The organism is Pseudomonas sp. m6p, from assembly GCF_055760375.1.
In genome coordinates this window covers 6,101,750-6,118,602 of record NZ_CM147084.1, presented here as the reverse complement: position 1 = coordinate 6,118,602, position 16,853 = coordinate 6,101,750, and the positions used below count along the sequence as shown (strand labels likewise).

General features: G+C 61.7%; 13 protein-coding genes and 1 tRNA gene. 2 read left to right on the top strand and 12 right to left on the bottom strand.

Going from position 1 to position 16,853, the window contains the following annotated elements:
• Positions 1-44 precede the first annotated feature (44 nt).
• Complete coding sequence (gabD, locus tag ACYZUM_RS27930) at positions 45-1,487, bottom strand: NADP-dependent succinate-semialdehyde dehydrogenase (protein ID WP_007963502.1); 1,443 nt, start codon at positions 1,485-1,487, stop codon at positions 45-47.
• A gap of 442 nt (positions 1,488-1,929) precedes the next feature.
• Between gabD and ACYZUM_RS27925 the strand changes: the two genes are divergently transcribed.
• Positions 1,930-2,006, top strand: a tRNA-Arg gene (locus ACYZUM_RS27925).
• A 75-nt stretch (positions 2,007-2,081) separates the two neighbouring features.
• Here ACYZUM_RS27925 and ACYZUM_RS27920 read toward each other — a convergent pair.
• The 5 genes from ACYZUM_RS27920 to ACYZUM_RS27900 form a co-directional block, all read right to left on the bottom strand.
• Complete coding sequence (locus tag ACYZUM_RS27920; protein WP_174377072.1) at positions 2,082-2,312, bottom strand: hypothetical protein; 231 nt, start codon at positions 2,310-2,312, stop codon at positions 2,082-2,084.
• A gap of 56 nt (positions 2,313-2,368) precedes the next feature.
• The gene (locus ACYZUM_RS27915) at positions 2,369-2,968 is read right to left on the bottom strand and encodes a hypothetical protein (RefSeq protein ID WP_108181326.1); all 600 of its coding nucleotides are present in this window, start codon (positions 2,966-2,968) and stop codon (positions 2,369-2,371) included.
• Entirely contained in the window at positions 2,965-3,546 is a 582-nt protein-coding gene (locus ACYZUM_RS27910) for an RNA polymerase sigma factor (protein WP_262947783.1), read from the bottom strand. Before ACYZUM_RS27910 ends, ACYZUM_RS27915 begins: the two co-directional genes overlap by 4 nt.
• Before the next feature lie 29 nt (positions 3,547-3,575).
• A complete protein-coding gene (locus ACYZUM_RS27905) occupies positions 3,576-5,261 on the bottom strand; it encodes a vWA domain-containing protein (RefSeq protein ID WP_108181324.1) in 1,686 nt (561 codons plus the stop codon).
• A gap of 89 nt (positions 5,262-5,350) precedes the next feature.
• Positions 5,351-5,911 (bottom strand): YbhB/YbcL family Raf kinase inhibitor-like protein, encoded by a 561-nt coding sequence (locus ACYZUM_RS27900; RefSeq protein WP_041071019.1) that lies wholly within the window; start codon positions 5,909-5,911, stop codon positions 5,351-5,353.
• A gap of 139 nt (positions 5,912-6,050) precedes the next feature.
• On the opposite strand from ACYZUM_RS27900, the gene ACYZUM_RS27895 reads away from it, so the two are divergent.
• A complete protein-coding gene (locus ACYZUM_RS27895) occupies positions 6,051-7,574 on the top strand; it encodes an FAD-dependent oxidoreductase (RefSeq protein WP_108181323.1) in 1,524 nt (507 codons plus the stop codon).
• 158 nt (positions 7,575-7,732) lie between these two features.
• Here the strand turns inward: ACYZUM_RS27895 and pgaD are convergent, their stop codons facing one another.
• The 6 genes from pgaD to ACYZUM_RS27865 form a co-directional block, all read right to left on the bottom strand.
• Complete coding sequence (pgaD, locus tag ACYZUM_RS27890) at positions 7,733-8,266, bottom strand: poly-beta-1,6-N-acetyl-D-glucosamine biosynthesis protein PgaD (RefSeq protein ID WP_047290751.1); 534 nt, start codon at positions 8,264-8,266, stop codon at positions 7,733-7,735.
• Positions 8,263-9,618 (bottom strand): poly-beta-1,6-N-acetyl-D-glucosamine synthase, encoded by a 1,356-nt coding sequence (gene pgaC, locus ACYZUM_RS27885; RefSeq protein WP_083367373.1) that lies wholly within the window; start codon positions 9,616-9,618, stop codon positions 8,263-8,265. The genes pgaD and pgaC overlap by 4 nt, the downstream gene beginning before the upstream one ends.
• A gap of 1 nt (position 9,619) precedes the next feature.
• Entirely contained in the window at positions 9,620-11,617 is a 1,998-nt protein-coding gene (pgaB, locus tag ACYZUM_RS27880; RefSeq protein WP_108181322.1) for a poly-beta-1,6-N-acetyl-D-glucosamine N-deacetylase PgaB, read from the bottom strand.
• Positions 11,618-11,629: 12 nt separating this feature from the next.
• The gene (gene pgaA / locus ACYZUM_RS27875; RefSeq protein WP_142580076.1) at positions 11,630-14,110 is read right to left on the bottom strand and encodes a poly-beta-1,6 N-acetyl-D-glucosamine export porin PgaA; all 2,481 of its coding nucleotides are present in this window, start codon (positions 14,108-14,110) and stop codon (positions 11,630-11,632) included.
• Positions 14,111-14,358: 248 nt separating this feature from the next.
• Positions 14,359-15,864: a YdgA family protein gene (locus ACYZUM_RS27870; RefSeq protein WP_108181321.1), complete on the bottom strand. Its 1,506-nt coding sequence runs from the start codon at positions 15,862-15,864 to the stop codon at positions 14,359-14,361.
• Between the two features lie 316 nt (positions 15,865-16,180).
• Positions 16,181-16,816 (bottom strand): hypothetical protein, encoded by a 636-nt coding sequence (locus tag ACYZUM_RS27865; protein WP_047290746.1) that lies wholly within the window; start codon positions 16,814-16,816, stop codon positions 16,181-16,183.
• Positions 16,817-16,853: the final 37 nt, after the last annotated feature.

Here is a 16,853-nt window from a genome sequence, read left to right as displayed (position 1 = left end):
AGCGCTCTCGTGCCCTTTGCGTTTGCAGCGATCCCTTTCCCGGCTTAGATGCCCAGGCAGAGGTATTTGATTTCCAGGTAATCCTCGATGCCGTACTTGGAGCCTTCACGGCCCAGGCCCGACGCCTTGATGCCGCCGAACGGCGCGACTTCGTTGGAGATCAACCCGGTGTTGACGCCGACCATGCCATATTCCAGCGCTTCAGCCACACGGAACACACGACCGAGGTCACGAGCGTAGAAGTACGACGCCAGACCGAACTCGGTGTCGTTGGACATCGCGATCACTTCGGCTTCGTCTTTGAAGCGGAACAGCGGCGCCAGCGGGCCGAAGGTTTCTTCCTTGGCCACAGCCGCGTCTTTCGGCACGTTGGTCAGGATGGTCGGCTCGAAGAAGTTGCCTTCCATCGGCTTGCCACCGGCCAGCACGGTGGCGCCTTTGGCCACGGCGTCAGCGATGTGCTCTTGCACCTTGGCCACGGCTTTTTCGTCGATCAGCGGGCCAGTGGTGGTGCCTTCTTCCAGACCGTTGCCGATCTTCAGCTTGGCCACCGCCACTTTCAGCTTCTCGGCGAACGCGTCGTAGACCGAATCCTGAATGTACAGACGGTTGGCGCAGACGCAGGTCTGGCCATTGTTGCGGTATTTGGAAATGATCGCGCCTTCGACGGCCTTATCCAGGTCCGCGTCGTCGAACACGATGAACGGCGCGTTGCCGCCCAGTTCCAGCGAGACTTTCTTGATGTCCTTGGCGCATTCGGACATCAGCTGACGGCCGATTTCGGTCGAGCCGGTGAAGGACAGCTTGCGCACGATCGGGTTGCTGGTCAGCTCGCTGCCGATGTCGCCAGCGCTGCCGGAGACCACGCTGAACACGCCTTTAGGGATGCCGGCGCGCTGCGCCAGTTCAGCCAGGGCGAAGGCGGAGAATGGGGTTTGCGAAGCCGGCTTGAGCACCATGGTGCAACCAGCAGCCAGCGCAGGGCCGGCCTTACGGGTGATCATCGCCGCCGGGAAGTTCCACGGGGTGATCGCGGCGGTCACGCCAATTGGTTGCTTGATCACGATCAGGCGCTTGTCCGGCTGGTGGCCCGGAATCACATCACCGTAAATGCGCTTGGCTTCTTCGGCGAACCACTCGATGAACGACGCGGCGTAAACGATTTCGCCCTTGGCTTCGGCCAGCGGCTTGCCCTGCTCAAGAGTCATCAGGCGCGCGAGGTCGTCCTGGTTCTCGATCATCAGTTCGAACCAGCGACGCAGCTTTCCGGCACGCTCTTTGGCGGTCAGTGCACGCCAGGCCGGCAGCGCTTTGTCAGCGGCTTCGATGGCACGGCGGGTTTCGGCGGCGCCCATCTTCGGCACGGTGCCGAGAATTTCGCCGGTGGCCGGGTTGTTGACCTTGATCGTCTGACCGTTGTCCGCATCGACCCAAGCGCCATCAATGAAGGCTTGCTGGCGGAACAACTGGGTATCTTTAAGCTGCATGTCGGCTTTCCTTAACAGCACCGCGGCCTGCGCGGAGCAAAATTATGATTGTAGAAAGGCGCCTCGCAAGGCTGCCGTCAGGGAAATCATCGACCGGGTGAGGCGCAGTGATCGTGCGTTATTCACCGCACCTGCGCTTCCACACCCCGTCAAAGAGCGTTTGAAATCTCAAACGGATCGTAGGAGCAAAGGGGTTAAAGGACAATAGGTCGTTCGAAAAAAAGAACAAAAACCCTGCGTTTGCTGGATTTTTCAGATCAACGCGCAAAAAGCCCCGGCCGCAGCCAAACCATAGATCAGCCGGGAAAAAGCGCCAAGCGAGGGTTTTGCAGGACGTTACAGCTTTAAGGAATGCAGCGTTTCCACCGACACGCGCACTGACAAAACCCGCCAAAACCCGGCATGGACGCCCCGAGCCGACCTAGGTATGATGTCGCCCGCTGCACCAGTAGCTCAGCTGGATAGAGTACTGCCCTCCGAAGGCAGGGGTCGTGGGTTCGAATCCCGCCTGGTGCGCCATGAATTGAAACGAAAAGCCCCGGACTGTGATGGTCCGGGGCTTTTTTGTGGGCGCGGTGTTTGATGCAACGACGGTCACTCCGTCGTCCAGTCAAACTCATCGTAATCGTCATCTTCCTCCTCTTCCCCAGCCTCCTCAAAAACCTCGTCTTCTTCCACGACGTCATCTTCCGACTGGTTCAGCAGGAACTCCTTGCGCGCCTCGGTAATCGCGCGCCGCATCTCCTCGCCCTTCTGCGGGCAGTTGAGGAGTTGGGCGATGCGGTCGATTTTTGCTGCCACTTTGTTCTCCAGCGCTTCAGCCATGGCTCGATAGTGCGCGTTTTTGCCGGGCAATGCCAAATGGCTGGGTGAACAAGCGGTCAGTTCTGGCGTATGCGCTCAAGTCGCAGGTCGAGGTTCACCTCGGGGTAGCGTTTGTGCAGATTGTTGTACAGCGCATCCGCGGCTTGCGACTGGCCGGCCTCGCGCAGGCGCAGGACTTCGCGCAGTTGCTCATCCAGGCCGTTGGCCGGGGCGGCGGCGCGTTTGCTGAGTCTGGCTTCGTCGGCGCTGATCGCGTCGCTTTGCATCGGCTCGGCCATTTCCATCATCGGTGCCGGTGCGGGCATGGCCGCAGCGGGCGGGGCGGCCAGTGACTGCGCTTCCGCTGCTTGCTTGCGTGCCATTGGCGCAGCCGGTTTGGCGGCCGGGGTGAAGTCGAATTGCGCTGGCGGCTCGGGCGCACGTTGCACCAGCGACAGCATCAGTGCCACACCGACCAGGCTGGCGAATGCGACCTGCCAGCGCGGTTTCTGGCAGGCCTGCAGCCAGCGTTGCCACAGGCTGGGCTTGGGCGCCGGAGCTGCGCGGCGCGCAGCGGCGAGAATCAGCGCATCGAGCTGTTCTGACGGCTCGCCGGTGTGTTGCTCGCGATAATGTTTGAGCAGTTGCTCTTCGGGTGTCTGGCGGGCGTCAGTCATGTCAGTACCTCCTCGGCCAGCAGCCGACGCAGTTTTTGCTGGGCGTAGCGCAAGCGGCTCTTGACGGTTTCCAGCGATGTTTCGGTGAGGCTGGCGATTTGCGCCAGGTCGAGGTCACCGTGGGCGCGCAGCAGAAACACTTCGCGCTGCTCGGCGGGCAGGGTTTGCAGGGCGCTTTCCAGGCGCTGGCTGTCGCGGCTGAGCTTCAGCAGTTGCTCGGGATCGTGGGTCTCGTCACCGACCGCGTGCAGCTGTTCGTCGTAACTGTCGTGCAGCGGCTGATATGCGCCGTGTTTACGCCAGTGATCAATCAGCCGATTGCGCGCAATCTGGAACAGCCACGTACGAAACGTCGCCCGTCCTTGTGGCTGACTGGTGCTGCGGATCAGGCTCAGCCAAGTGTCTTGAAACACCTCGTCAGCCAGTTCCGGTTTGCCGCTCAACCCGAGCAGAAAGCGATACAGACTTTGCCGATGACGGCCGTACAAAATCTCGAACGCCGCGCCGTCGCCTTCGCGATAACGCGCCAGCAGCGTTTCATCGCTGCTGGCGGCCGGGCTGTCTGGTGAAGCAAACAGCTGACTGATGAAGCCTTTCAGACGACTCACTATTCAATCCGTCGCTCAGTGGGCATCGCATTCGATGCGGTTGAGCTGCGCAGGCTTTGCGCCAGTTCCACCAGTTGTACGAACTCGTTGCGCAGACCGAAACGGTCATCGCCGCGAGCGCCACGGGCCAGTGCCTCGGTGTCTTTCAGGCTGAAGTCGCCGGTGTAGCGAGCGTCCTTGAGCTGCTGGGAGAACGCTGCCACTGCCGCCGCGAAACGCAGATCCTCACTGGCCGGTGCGAGCTGATTGGCAATCGGCCGCTCGATCAGCAGACTTGTCCCACCTTCTGGCTGTTGATAACGGACACGCAGCATCGCCAATTCCCCGTTTTTCGCCGAAACCGCCGCTTGCGATTTACCGTAGCGCAGCGGTTCCAGCCAGCCCTGCTCACCTGCCGGAACAATTTCATACAGCGCGGTCACCGTGTGTCCTGCGCCAACTTCACCGGCATCGACCTTGTCGTTGCTGAAATCCTCACGCTTTAGCGCACGGTTTTCGTAGCCGAGCAGGCGATATTCACTGACCTGCGCCGGGTTGAACTCCACCTGCAATTTGACGTTTTTCGCCACCACGGCAAGGGTCGAACCGAGCTGATCCACCAACACCTTGCGCGCCTCGCGCAGGTTATCGATATAGGCGTAGTTGCCGTCGCCAGCGTCGGCCAACTGTTCCATCAAGTGTTCATTGTAGTTATCCACACCGAAACCCAGGGTGGTCAGGGAAATCCCGGTTTTGCGTTTATCCACAGCCATTTGCTTGAGGCTGTCGAAGTCGCTGATGCCGACGTTGAAGTCACCATCAGTGGCCAGCAGGATGCGGTTGATGCCTTTGGGGAGAAATGCCTGCTGCGCCATTTGATAGGCCAGTTCGATGCCCGACGCACCTGCAGTTGAGCCGCCAGCGGTCAATTGCTCGATGGCTGTGCGAATTTTGGCTTTTTCCCGGCCAGACGTTGGCTCCAGCACCACCCGGGATTCGCCGGCATACACCACCAGCGACACCCGATCCTGCTCGCGCAACTGATCAACCAACAGTTTCAGCGTGCTTTTGACCAGCGGCAGGCCTTCGCGGCGATCCATCGAACCGGACACGTCCACCAGAAACACCAGATTGGCCGGGGCCAGTTCCGCCACGGCCCGGTCGGAGGCCTTGATGCCGATGCGCAGCAGGCGCGTGTGCGGATTCCACGGGGTGGCGGCCAGTTCGGTAGTCACGCCGAAGGGCGAGCCATCGCTGGGCAGCGCATAGTTGTAGGGAAAGTAATTGACCATCTCTTCCAGCCGCACCGCACCTTCCGGAGGCAGGCGTCCCTGATTGAGCAGACGCCGGACGTTAGCGTAGGCACCGGTATCGACGTCGGCGCTGAAGGTCGAGACCGGAGATTCGGCCACGCTATGGATCGGATTATCGGCCAGCGCCTGATATTGCTCGCGCTGCTCGTCGCGATAGCCTTGTGGATAACTTTCCGGGGCCGGCATCGCCGCGAAACTCGCCATTGGCGCCGGTCGCGCACTGCGCTTGGCCATGGCGCCATCGACGCTGAGCGCTTCATGCTGAATCGACGCCTGTGGCTGGGCCGGCGCCGGGACAACAGCCGATTCGGGATTGGAAGACACGCCGCAACCGGCGACGGTCAACAATATACCGACAGCAACGGGTCGCAGAAAAGGCAGGGAGCGGGACATGGGGGCTGACCTCGGGATGAAAGTGATCCATTCATCCACTGAGACGGGCAGCCCCTTCAGATCGGGTTAAACCCCGCCAAAAAAATTTTTTAGCGGTGATAACGCCGCACCACGCTGCTGTTACGCAGTACGTGGCCTTTGATCTTGTCCATCAGCTCGGCGCGGGTCAGGCCGGCGGGCAAGGCATCCGGAGCCAGATCCAGGGCGTAGATCTGAATGATGTAGTGGTGTGCGCTGTCGCCAACCGGTGGGCATGGCCCGATGTAATGGGTGGTGCCTTTGCTGTTGGTGCCGCCTACGCCTTCGAGACTGGATTTGGCGCCGACACCGGCCGGGATCTGCCGGGTGGTGGCTTTGATGCCGTAATGAATCCAGTGATCGACGCCAGCCCCTTTCTGGCCGTCCGGGTCGTGCATGACGATCGCGTAGCTCTGGGTGCCGGCAGGCCCGGCGTTCCAGGCCAGTGCCGGGGACTGGTTCTTGCCACCGCAACCGGCCGCATCGCTCGCGGCGGCCGAGGTGAACAGGCGATTGTCCGAGACACCGGGGATATCGAGGGTAAAGCGCTCGGCCGCCTGCGCCGGAAACTGCACGCAAAGGGCGACGGCAACGGCCGCCAGCCAAGGGTTGAGAGAGGTCAATCGGGTCATTCCGGGAGTACCTTGTGCAGTTGGGCCTTCGTCGGCCTGCAAACTATAGCCGTACCGTTCGTGCCGTGGCAGTGGCAATTGGCTGAACCTCGCACTGCGGCGCAAACTCGTAAGAGAAATGCCTGTCAGGAGCACGACAATGAGCCTGCACCGTGTCGCCCGTGTCGCCGATGTCCCCGAAGACCGTGGCCTGCAAGTCGAAATCGGCGAGCGCAAGATTGTCCTGTTGCGCGCTAACGGCCAACTGCGCGCGTTTCAGGGCGAATGCCCACACGCCGGCGCGCCATTGGCTGACGGCGCGTTGTGCAACGGACGCCTGATCTGCCCGTGGCACAAAGCCGCGTTTCGTGTCGAAGACGGTGCGCTGTGCGAGCCGCCGGCCCTCGACAGCCTCAAGCGTTATCCGCTGGAGTTACGTGGCGATGAGGTCTGGGTCGATGATCAACCGCTACCGGATGGGCACACGCCGCCGGCCGATGATTCGCGCACCTTCGTGATTGTCGGCGCAGGTGCAGCGGGCACGGCATGTGCGGCGGCACTGCGGGAGAAAGGTTTCGGTGGCCGGATCATCATGCTCGACCGCGAAGCGGAAGCCGGTTACGACCGCACGGTGCTGAGCAAATTTGTCCTCGCCGGCGAAATGTCGGCGCAGGAAACCCCGCCGCTGCGCGATGAAAGCTTTTATAAGGAGCAGCGCATCGAACGCCGGCAAGGCGAAATTTCGGCCCTCGACGCAACAACGAAAACCCTGCATTTGAAGGATGGCCAGACCCATGGTTACGACGCCGCGGTACTCGCCACCGGCGGCGAGCCCAATCCGCTGCAACTGCCCGGCGCTGATCTGCCGCAGGTGTTCGTCCTGCGTTCGAAAGCCCAGGCTGAACAGATCATGCGCACGGCCAAACCCGAACAGCGGGCGCTGATCATCGGCGACAGCTTTATCGCCCTGGAATGCGCCTCGGCCCTGCGCCAGCTCGGGCTCGACGTAACGGTCAGCGCCCGCCACGCCATTCCGTTTGCCGCGCAATTCGGCACAACCGTGGGTAAAGCGATCCGTGCGCTGCATGAACAACACGGGGTGAAATTCATCACCGATCACGAAGTCCGGGAAATCATTGGCGACGGCAAAGTCGAAGCGGTGCTGCTGGACAACGGTTTGCGCGTCTCGGCGGATCTGGTGCTGGCGGGGGTCGGCGTGCATCCGGCCACCGAGGCTTTTGCGTCGCTGCCGAGGGAGAAAGACCAGTCACTGCGAGTCGACGCCGGCCTGCGTGTTTGCGACGGGCTGTGGGCAATTGGCGATATCGCCACGTTCCCCCTGAGCGGCCAGCCGCAACGCATCGAGCACTGGCGCCTGGCCCAGCAGCACGCACGCATCGCTGCCGCCAACATGTTGGGCGCCGATGAGCATTATCTGGATGTGCCGTTTTTCTGGACCTGGCACTTCGGCAGGAACTACGACTACCTGGGCCACGCCAGTCAGTGGGATGAAATCGAGTTCAAGGGCGAACCCGAGCATCCGCCGTTCATCGGCCTGTTCGGCCACAACGGCGTGGTGGTCGCCGCGGTTGCCTGCGAGGAGGAGCGGGCCATGGCGATGCTCGCGGAGCGGATGAAACAACCACTGGCGATGGAGGAAGCTTGGGAGCTGATTCGCTACTGAATGCTGAATGCTGAATGCTGAATGCTGAATGCTGAATGCTGAATGCTGAATGCTGAATGCTGAACAATGTTGGAGCTGCCGAAGGCTGCGATCTTTTGATCTTGATTTTAAAGATCAAAAGATCGCAGCCTTCGGCAGCTCCTACAGGGGGGCATCTTTCAGGTGGGGCGATTTACCGGGTCGCGATTATCGTCATCCTCGGCGTGCAGAAAGATCACCCGCGGATGCTCCAGCGGCGCCAGCGGTGGCGGCAATTCCGCCGGTTCCAGCGGCCGAAAGTTCAGCACCACATGGCTGATGTCACCTTCCTGATCGTTGTGGATGGTCATCACCCCCGGCGTGCGCAGTTTCTGCAAGCGCTCATCGCACAGGCGGAAGCTCTTGCTCAGCCCTTCATCATCGACCACCGGCGCCGGTAATCGACGCTGGGCGAAGCTTCGGCTTTTGCGCTGTTGATAACGCGCCCAACCAATCAGGATCACCGCGTTGACCAGCGCCACCCACAGGTAGATCTGCAACGTACCCAGGGCCTCGAATGCCGAGTTGTCGATGCGTGGCCCACCGGCGTGGGTTTCGATCAGCGGCCACAGCCCGCGTATCAGCAGGAACAGCAGGCCGACCCAGGCCAGCACGGTGAGAATCACGTCGATCACGACCAGGAACGGTCGCTGGCGGGTCCGGATGATTTTCATTTGATGACCTCCTCTTCGTCGTCGCCGACCGGTTTGATGCCCCGATCAGGACTGACCCAGCGCGCACGCTTCTGATGTTGGCCAAACAAGACCTTGGGGAAGCTGACCAAGGTGGTGAGCAGACTGACCAGCCAGAAAGCGATCGGATACCAGACCACCCAGAACATGGTTCGGCCCAGACCCGGCTCATAGCGCCGGTCGATAATGATGCTGACGGCGAACTGCACCAGACAGACGAAGGCCAGCAGCAATCCAGTGAACGCCGGGGGCATCAGGTGATGCACGGCAATCGACTCCGGCATGACGACGAACTTGCCAACGGCCCAGAAAATTACCGACAGCAGAAAGGTGAAGGCCCAACCAGTCGAAAGGCAATACTCGAACAGCAGCGGCCACAGGTAACGATGGCGGTACTGCCAGATGCCGCGAATGTTCTTGAACAGCACCTCGGCACCGCCCTGGGCCCAGCGCAGGCGCTGCTTCCACAGACCACGCAGGGTTTCCGGCATCAGGATCCAGCACAGCGCGCGCGGCTCGTAAAAGATGCTCCAGTGATCGAGTTGCAGCTTCCAGCTGATGTCGATGTCTTCGGTGATCATGTCCGGGCTCCAGTAGCCGACCCGGTTCAACGCGGTACGGCGGAACGCGACGATCACCCCGGACACGGTGAAGATCCGCCCGAACACCCGTTGCGTGCGCTTGATCAGACCGATGATCGACGAGAACTCGCCGACCTGCACCCGCCCGACCAATGTCGAACGTGTACGGATACGCGGGTTGCCGGTCACTGCGCCGAGGCGCGCGTTGTCGAGCATCGGCGCCACCAGATAGGCCGCCGTGTTCGGTGCCAGCAGCGCGTCACCGTCGATGCACACCAGATATTCGCTGCGCGCGGCAATGGCGCCCATGCGCAGGGCCACGGCCTTGCCCTGGTTTTCCGCCAGATGCAGCACCCGCAGGCGTGGGTCTTCCTGGGCGAGCCGGTCGAGCACTTCGGCGGTGTTGTCCTTGGAACCGTCGTTGATCGCGATGACTTCGATGTTCGGGTAATGCTGGGCCAGCGCCGCGTGAATGGTATCGGCGGCGTTTTCGCCTTCGTTGTAGCAAGGGATCAGGATCGAGATCAGTGGCTCGCCTTCCAGTGGCGGCGGCAGCGTGTCGTCCTGCCATGGCCAGTGACGCTCCCAGTGCAGCCAGAAATACAGGCCACCGGCGATCCACAGGCCGGACATGAACAACGGGTAGAAGAACACGAAGTCCATCAGGAACTGCCCGGTGACCAGGAAGATCAACCCCAGCGGCACGCCGAGGACGAGCGCCAGAACAAGCAGGGCTAACAGTCTATCCAGCATGTCATGGGTTCCATTTGTTGGAGAGCGCAGGCCTTACGGTTTTCAGGTCCGGCAGGTTGTCGAGGAAGTTGTCCGGGTAGTAACCGAAACTGGTCGCCCCCTGACGCTTGAGCCGGCCCATCCAGTCCGCCAGTTGCGCACCGTCGATGTCGGCCTGATCCTTTTTCGTCCAGTCGCGGGCCTGCAGCTCGAACACCGTGCGATCCAGTGCACCGGGGCGCTGTTTGATCTTCGCCACCAGCTCTTCAAGCCACGGGCCGGATTGCGCCTGGGTCTGTTTTTCCATCAGCGGCATGGCCATCGGCGCCGTCCAGTCGTAGGTCACGAGGAAGTCGTCGAGGTTCTGCGCAAACCAGGCTTCGCTCTCAGGATTGAGTACCGGCTCGGCGAAGATGTTGCGTGCGGTCAGCACCTGCGGGCCACGGATCGCGCGGACCTTAGCGGTCAGCTCATTGGTGAAGTCGATCAGGTATTTGCTCTTGAACCGCGTCCAGCGCTGCATCGCAGCCGGATCATCGCGAAGCGCCGCAATGGACCCCGGCAAGCCGTGCGCGGCATACGCCTTCAGGGCCTCGGGGCTGGCGTCTTCGAAGTCCGAGAGCACCGCGTCGTCGTGGTACAGAATGCCATCCACCGACGTCAGGCGCGCCACGTCTTCGTAGATTTCACCGATGATCCGCCGTACTTGCGGATCGAACGGCGACAGGCGCTGATACTGGCCCGGATCGACCGAGGTGCTGCCGGTCTTCGGATCCCAGCGCGTAACACGCGGCAGCTTCGCATCGAGGCCGAAACTCAGCACCGGCATCCACGCGAAGACTTTCACGTGCGCCCGAGTGCGCAGTTGCCAGGCAACGCGATCGAAGATGTCGGCGCGCACCGGCAGGTGACGGTTGGGGAAGTACAGCGAGTGCACCAGTCCGTCGCCCTTCGGATCGGCGAAAGCCTGCAGGAACACGGTGTTGGCACCCATGTCGGCCATGCGCTGGATCAGCTTGCCGAGGTTGATTTCCTGTTGCCCCGGGTCTGGGTCGTAAACGTTGTCCAGATCAACGTGCACCACACGCATGGCGAAATCCGATTGCACGCCGACGATGCTGTTGGCGAAATGCTCGCCGTCAGGATCCGAGGCCACCAGGAAGCGCGGACTGCTCATCAGGTTGTCGAGGGCGTCGAGACCGTCGTCCAGGGTCAGGGCCATTTCGTAGCCCTGCTCGCCGACCACTGTTAGCGAAGTGCCGTCCGCCGTGCCGTACGGCCATACCCAGATGCGCGGTTTCTTGCCGGTGACTTTGCGGATTTTTTCCGAGATGGTCGCCACGTCATTGCTGATTCGAGCGCGGAACTGCTCTTCGGACTCATAGCGCTTGGTGAGCGGATCGTAGCGTCGGGTGGCCGCCGCCGGCTGCATGTTGCCTTGCGGGTTGGCGAGGATGCCTTTGTGGCTGGCGTCGGTGTGCGCGGCGATTTCCACCAGCCCTGACTGCGAGATTTCCCGCACCTGATCCCAGGTCAGAAAGTCCGAACGTGCGCGGGGGGCGCCGGCAAAATCCACCGGTTGATTGAGCGGCGTGTCGATCCACACGCCGACCGGCGCCAGCAGAGCGTGCCAGTTGTAGGCGCGCAGCACCGGCAGCACGCGGGTGTAGAAGCTTGAATAACCATCGTCGAAGCTGAGCAGGATCGCTTTGGCCGGCAGTTCCGGGCCGCCCTTGCGCGCCGCCATGATCTGATCGACGGTGACCGGTTGGTAGCCGTTCTCCCGCAGCCACGCGAGCTGCTCGATCATGCGCTCGGTGCGCACCGCCACCACCGCCTGATCGGGGTCGCGGTCTTCGATATCGTGATAGGCAATGCCCAGCACATGGTTTTTCGGCCAGGGTTTTTCATTGGCCGCCACCGGACGTTGCGACGGTGGCGCGAAGGCCGGGGCTTGCTGGGCGCAGGCGCTGATCAGCAGCACTCCCAGCAGAAGGATGAAACGCGTCATCAAAGGCATCTTCAAACTCTTCTAGAAGCGGAAAGTGAGGTCGACGAGCAGACGCAGATCGGTCTCCCGATCACCGTCGTAGGGCCGGTTGATCACACTGAACAAACCGCCCACCTCGAACACGTCGTTCCAGGCATAACGCTGGCCGTAGCCGAGCATCGCCATGCCGCCGGTGCCGTGGTCACGCTGGCTGTAGGTGCCCGCCCCGGCCTGAAACTGCTGGCTCCACGAGGTTTCGTAACGGTGGTAGAGCACATGGTTGACGTTGACCGTCGGCATCACGCTGAAGTCCGCCTTCGGGTTGAAGTACGGCACATCCTCGGACTTGGAGTTGTGACTGGTACCGACTTCCAGACCGGCATCGACCTGCACGTTCGGCGCGCTGTAGACGCCCTCGCGCCCGGTGAGCAAGGCTTCGACGCGGTTGTTGCCGTCGCTGAAGTGCGACGGGCTGACCGACAGCCGCCACTCGCGACTTTCGTTGGCGCGCCAGCGAATGAACGCGTTGCCGCCGTTGGCCTTGATGTCGCTGTTGAGCGCCCGCAACGGCGTCTCGGCCGACAGATAGGCGAAGCTGCCGCCGTACTGCCAGTGATCGTTGATGTCGCGGGCAATCGCGATGCGCGCGCCCTGCTTGGCGCCGTAACCGTAATCGTGGTTGGAGACCTCGGCTTCCAGGCTCATGTCGCGGGTACGGCGCTCCAGACCGACACGCTGGAAGCGGTCGGTGCCCGTGCCTTCGGCGAAGTCGCCGGTGGCATAACCGGCGCCGACGAACACCCGCCAGTCTTCATCGATCGGCGGGCTGTACAGAGTGCTCTGGATGCCGAAATCGCGGCTGCCACTGACCGCGCCCGCACCACTGCCGCCGCCTCCGTTGGCCTTGCCGCCATAGGCTTCGACGCGCAGTTCGGACATGTCGTGCACTTCGCGCTCGCGGGCCGCTCGTTGCACCTGACGGTTGTCGGGAAAACGCGCGACCACGTCATCGGTCAGCGCATCCATTTGCCGCCATTCCTGCAGGGTCATCGCGGTGCGCGCCTGAGCCAGTTCCAGGCCCATGTCGCGCGGGACCATGCTCTCGGTTTCCTTGAGCTGATTTTCCGCGCGGCGTGGCCATTGCCGAGCCAGGTACAGATCGGCCTGCGCCAGGCGCAGGCCGATGTTGCCCGGGGCCTGATCGACCAGTGTCTGCAGGCGCTCTTCGCCGTGCGGCAGGTCGGAGCCGTAGGTGCCGGCCTGCGCCGCGAGTTGCTGGGCGTCCATCCACTCATCATTGGGGTTGCCGATCGGCAAGCCCTTGAGTTCGACGCGCGGTTTCTGGGCCTTGGCCAGATCCTCGGCGACTTTGCGCGCTTCATCGGCGCGGTCGCTTTCCAGCAACGAGTAGTACAACGCGGTGGTGTCTTCGAGGCGATCACCGACATCGGCGTCCGGGGCCGACAGCACCTGGCGATACAGGTCGGTAGAGACTTCTGGCTGGCGCTGATCCAGATACGACGCCGCCACCCAGCGCAAGGCGTAGGTCGGAATCTTCACGCCTTCGCTTTGCAGCTTCTGGTATTCATTGATCACGTCTGCGGTGCGCGCCCGGGCCTTGAGTGCGCCCATGCGGTCGATGCGCCAGCGAATCACGTCATCATGGGCGCTGGCATCCGGGGTCCAGGTGGCGAGCAGTTTGTCGTAATCGGCCAGCGCGCGGTCGGCGATCACGTAGCGTTCTTTTTCACTGCGGGTGGCGAGTTCGGCCAGACGCACGCGTTCGGCGGCCAGATCACCTTCGAGTCGACGCAAGGTGACCGGGTCGATCAGCCCCGGACGTTGATTGGCCAGACGCAGCGCCGGTTCCGGCAGCCGCGCCTTTTGCAGGGCGACCACGTATTCGCGGGCGACTTCCGGCTTGCTGCCGGCACGGATAAACGCTTGATCGTATTCAAACAACGCGTCGTACTGCTTGCCGGCGCGGGTCAGGGCATAGCCCAGTGCGAGGCGGCGCGAAGGATCGTCGGGTTTGGCGGCGACCAGCGCCTTGGCGCGGGTCACGGCTTCGTCGGGTTTGCCCGCGTCAGCCTGAGTCAGGGCCAGCCCCAATTGCAGGTCAGCGTTGTCCGGCTCCAGCGCCAGCGCCTTGTTGTAGACCTGAGTCGCCTGATCCCAACGCTTGAGGTTGCGATAGGCCCGTGCGGTGGCGGTCAGTGCCTGCACCGGCAGCACCCGGTCACGGCCCTGGGTTTCATAGACCTGCACCACTTCGGCATCGAGGCCGGCCCAACTGGCGATCTGCAGGTGATCGCTGATCTGGCCAGTGGTCGACTGCCCCGGTGGCACCTGGCGCAGCACGTTCAGCGCAGGCGTGGTCTGCCCGGCACGGGCATCACGCACCATCTGATCATAGGGCGTATCGGCAAACGCCAGTGCCGGCCAGAGCAACTGGCTGCACAGCGCAACACGAAACAACGGGCGTAAACCACGATGTAGAACAGGCACATCAATACGCGGCATTCGTCAGCATCCTTACATGGCCAGCCGGGTCGCAATGCCCCCCTTGCCCATTCGTAACGGAGGCTGAGCCAATAAAGACCCAGCCAAGCTTAGTCAGGCAGTCTTGCATGCAAGCGTAGTCGAATATTCAGAACACAATAATTGTTCAGAATCGTGCCGCCGGTTCAGTGCAAAACCCGAACGCCAGACAGCAAAACGCCCGGCGTCCGCGAATCCAGAGGCCGGGCGTTGCTATTTAGAGCGCAGGATTACTGCACTTGCGTGACGCCAGCGAACTTGCTCATCAGGAAGCCGACGAACTGCTCGACGGTCATTTTCTGGCCGTTGAATTCCACCTGGTTGGCGGCGTAATGCAGCTTGGTCACGACATTGGTGCCGTCGACGGTCGCCAATTGCGAACCGACTGCCATGCCGGAGAACATGTCGGCACCGGCGCTGGCCTGATCGACGATGGCTTTGGCGTCAGTCTGACCGTCGAGCTGCGCCTGCACGCTGAGCAGGTCGATCAGCATCGGCTTGGACACCTGAATATTCAGGTCCAGCAGCGCGATCAATTGCTTGCCCAGTTGATCCGGCGGCAGATCCATCGATTGCGGTTTGGTCAGATCAATCACCAGACTGGCGCGACTTTCACCGTTGGCGGTTTTCAGCGACAGGTTTTCCAGCGCGATCTGTGGACTGGCGGCCAGCAGTTTCTGCAGGTCAGCCTTGACCTGTGCCGACTCGGCTTCGGTCAGGTTCAGCTCCGGTGCCGGCAGGCCGGCTTCGGCAGCGGCCGCCGCTTCCTTCTCGTACGGCTGCAATTTGGTCTGGTAGATCTGCATCAGCGACATGGTCGACGGGATGTCGAGGTTCTTCAGGCTCATGGCCATGTTGGCCGAACCGATTTTCTTGTCGTTGAGGGTGACTTCACCCACCTTGTAGTCAGCGCGGCCCGAGGCATTGCTGCCGCTCTCTTCGGTGAGGTTCTTCATTTCGAAGTTCTTCACGCCGAGTACCGACTGCTTGGGACCGAAAGTGGTTTTGCTGTTGGTCAGCTCCAGGGTGTTTTCCCCGGTGTAGTAGCCGTAGCTGCTCTTGGTAAGGTTGCTGGCCAGGGTCAGACCGTTGAGTTCGACCTGCACCGGTGCCTGATCCTGCGACACGGTGACCAGTTTCAGGCTGTCCATGTAGCCGTCAGCCTTGACCTTCTGCGCCTGGGCACTGGCGGAGATGTTCATGGTCAGGCCGGAGAATTTCAGGCTCGACTGCTCGTCCAGCGCGGTTTCCAGCGGTAGCAACTCGAGGCTGCTGGTGGTGGATTCGTCGTAGCCGAGGTTGGTCACACCTTTGAGCGGCGCGGCGCCCTTGGTGGCGGCAAACCATTTTTCGGTGGCCGGGCTCTTTTCCAGCTCGTAATTGCTGGTGGCCATGACCGGCAGCCACTTCAGCGACACCAGGCGCGAGAACGGCAGCGGGCCGTGTTCGATGTGATCGACGAACAGCAGCTCGACCGGCTGGTCACCGAACATCTCGCCTTCGCCCTTGAGGCGGTAGTGCGCGGTGCTGGTGAAGGTGTGGCGCTCCAGCGACACCAGCTCCAGCGACGCGCTGCCATTGGAGCCGGCCATCGCGGTCTGCAGCTCTTTGTTGGCGTTGCTGACGGCGTTGTTCAGTACGCCTTCAATCTTGGTCCCGGTATACCAGGCCCCGCCGGCGCTGATCGCACCGATGGCAACAACAATCCCGAGAAGCACGCCTGCTGATTTATTCATGAATGACCTGATCAATGTCCGTGGCTGAAAGTGTGGTCGTCTTCCCTGAACCCGTGACCGGGTCGCGGCTCGACTCCGCTGAAATTAGCGGTGGAGATTAGCACTGGCAGCGCGAGGCGGCCCAATGTTTAAAGGTTAAAGAGTGTCTATGGGGAGTGTGGACAGCTGACAGGCGGGGAGAGTTGCAGTGTTGTTGAGGACGCTATCGCTGGCAAGCCAGCTCCCACAGGACTGGTTGTGTTCACAAAATCCGAGAACACCACAAAAACTGTGGGAGCTGGCTTGCCAGCGATGGGGCCAGAGGACTCCCAGAAGATCAGGAATACTGAACCTCGATCTCATCGAGCTGATGATCAAAGCTCTTCAACCGCGCCGTCCAGGTATACACCAGCACTTCAAAGTCGCGATCAATCACCGCCCCGCCCGGCCCATCGGCCCGGGGATCGCAGAAATCCAGCTGATAGCGCTCCCGGGCCATGGCCGTGGCGACATCCGACAGTTCGCGGGCATTGTTGAGCCAGTGCCAGCCTTCATCGGCAATCTGCTTGTCGAGTTCCAGGCACTGTTTTTTCAGGGCTTCGAGGCTTTTTTCCAGCGGGGTGCCGGTCAGTTCGCCCATGACTTCGGCGAAGGTGCGTCCCGGTTGCCAGTAGCTGCCCCAGAAGTAGCGATCAAACACGGTTTCGACCCGGCGCAGGGCGACTTTGGTGTCCCAGATCAGCACCAGGGTCTTGCCCTGTTCCAACTGGCGTTTCTTGACCCGCTGCACCTGGACCGAGGCCCACGCCACGACGACGATGGCCATCACCGCGATCAACGCCGTGGCGCTGTCGAGGAAGACCATGGCCTTGTCGATCTGATGGGCCAGCATGATGCCGTAGAAATAGGTGGCCGATAGCAGCACCAGCGCTACCAGGGCGCACCAGAAGCCGAGAGCGTAAGGGTTTTTCATTATTGGTTTCCCCTAGACCAGCGCTAGCAATGTGCGC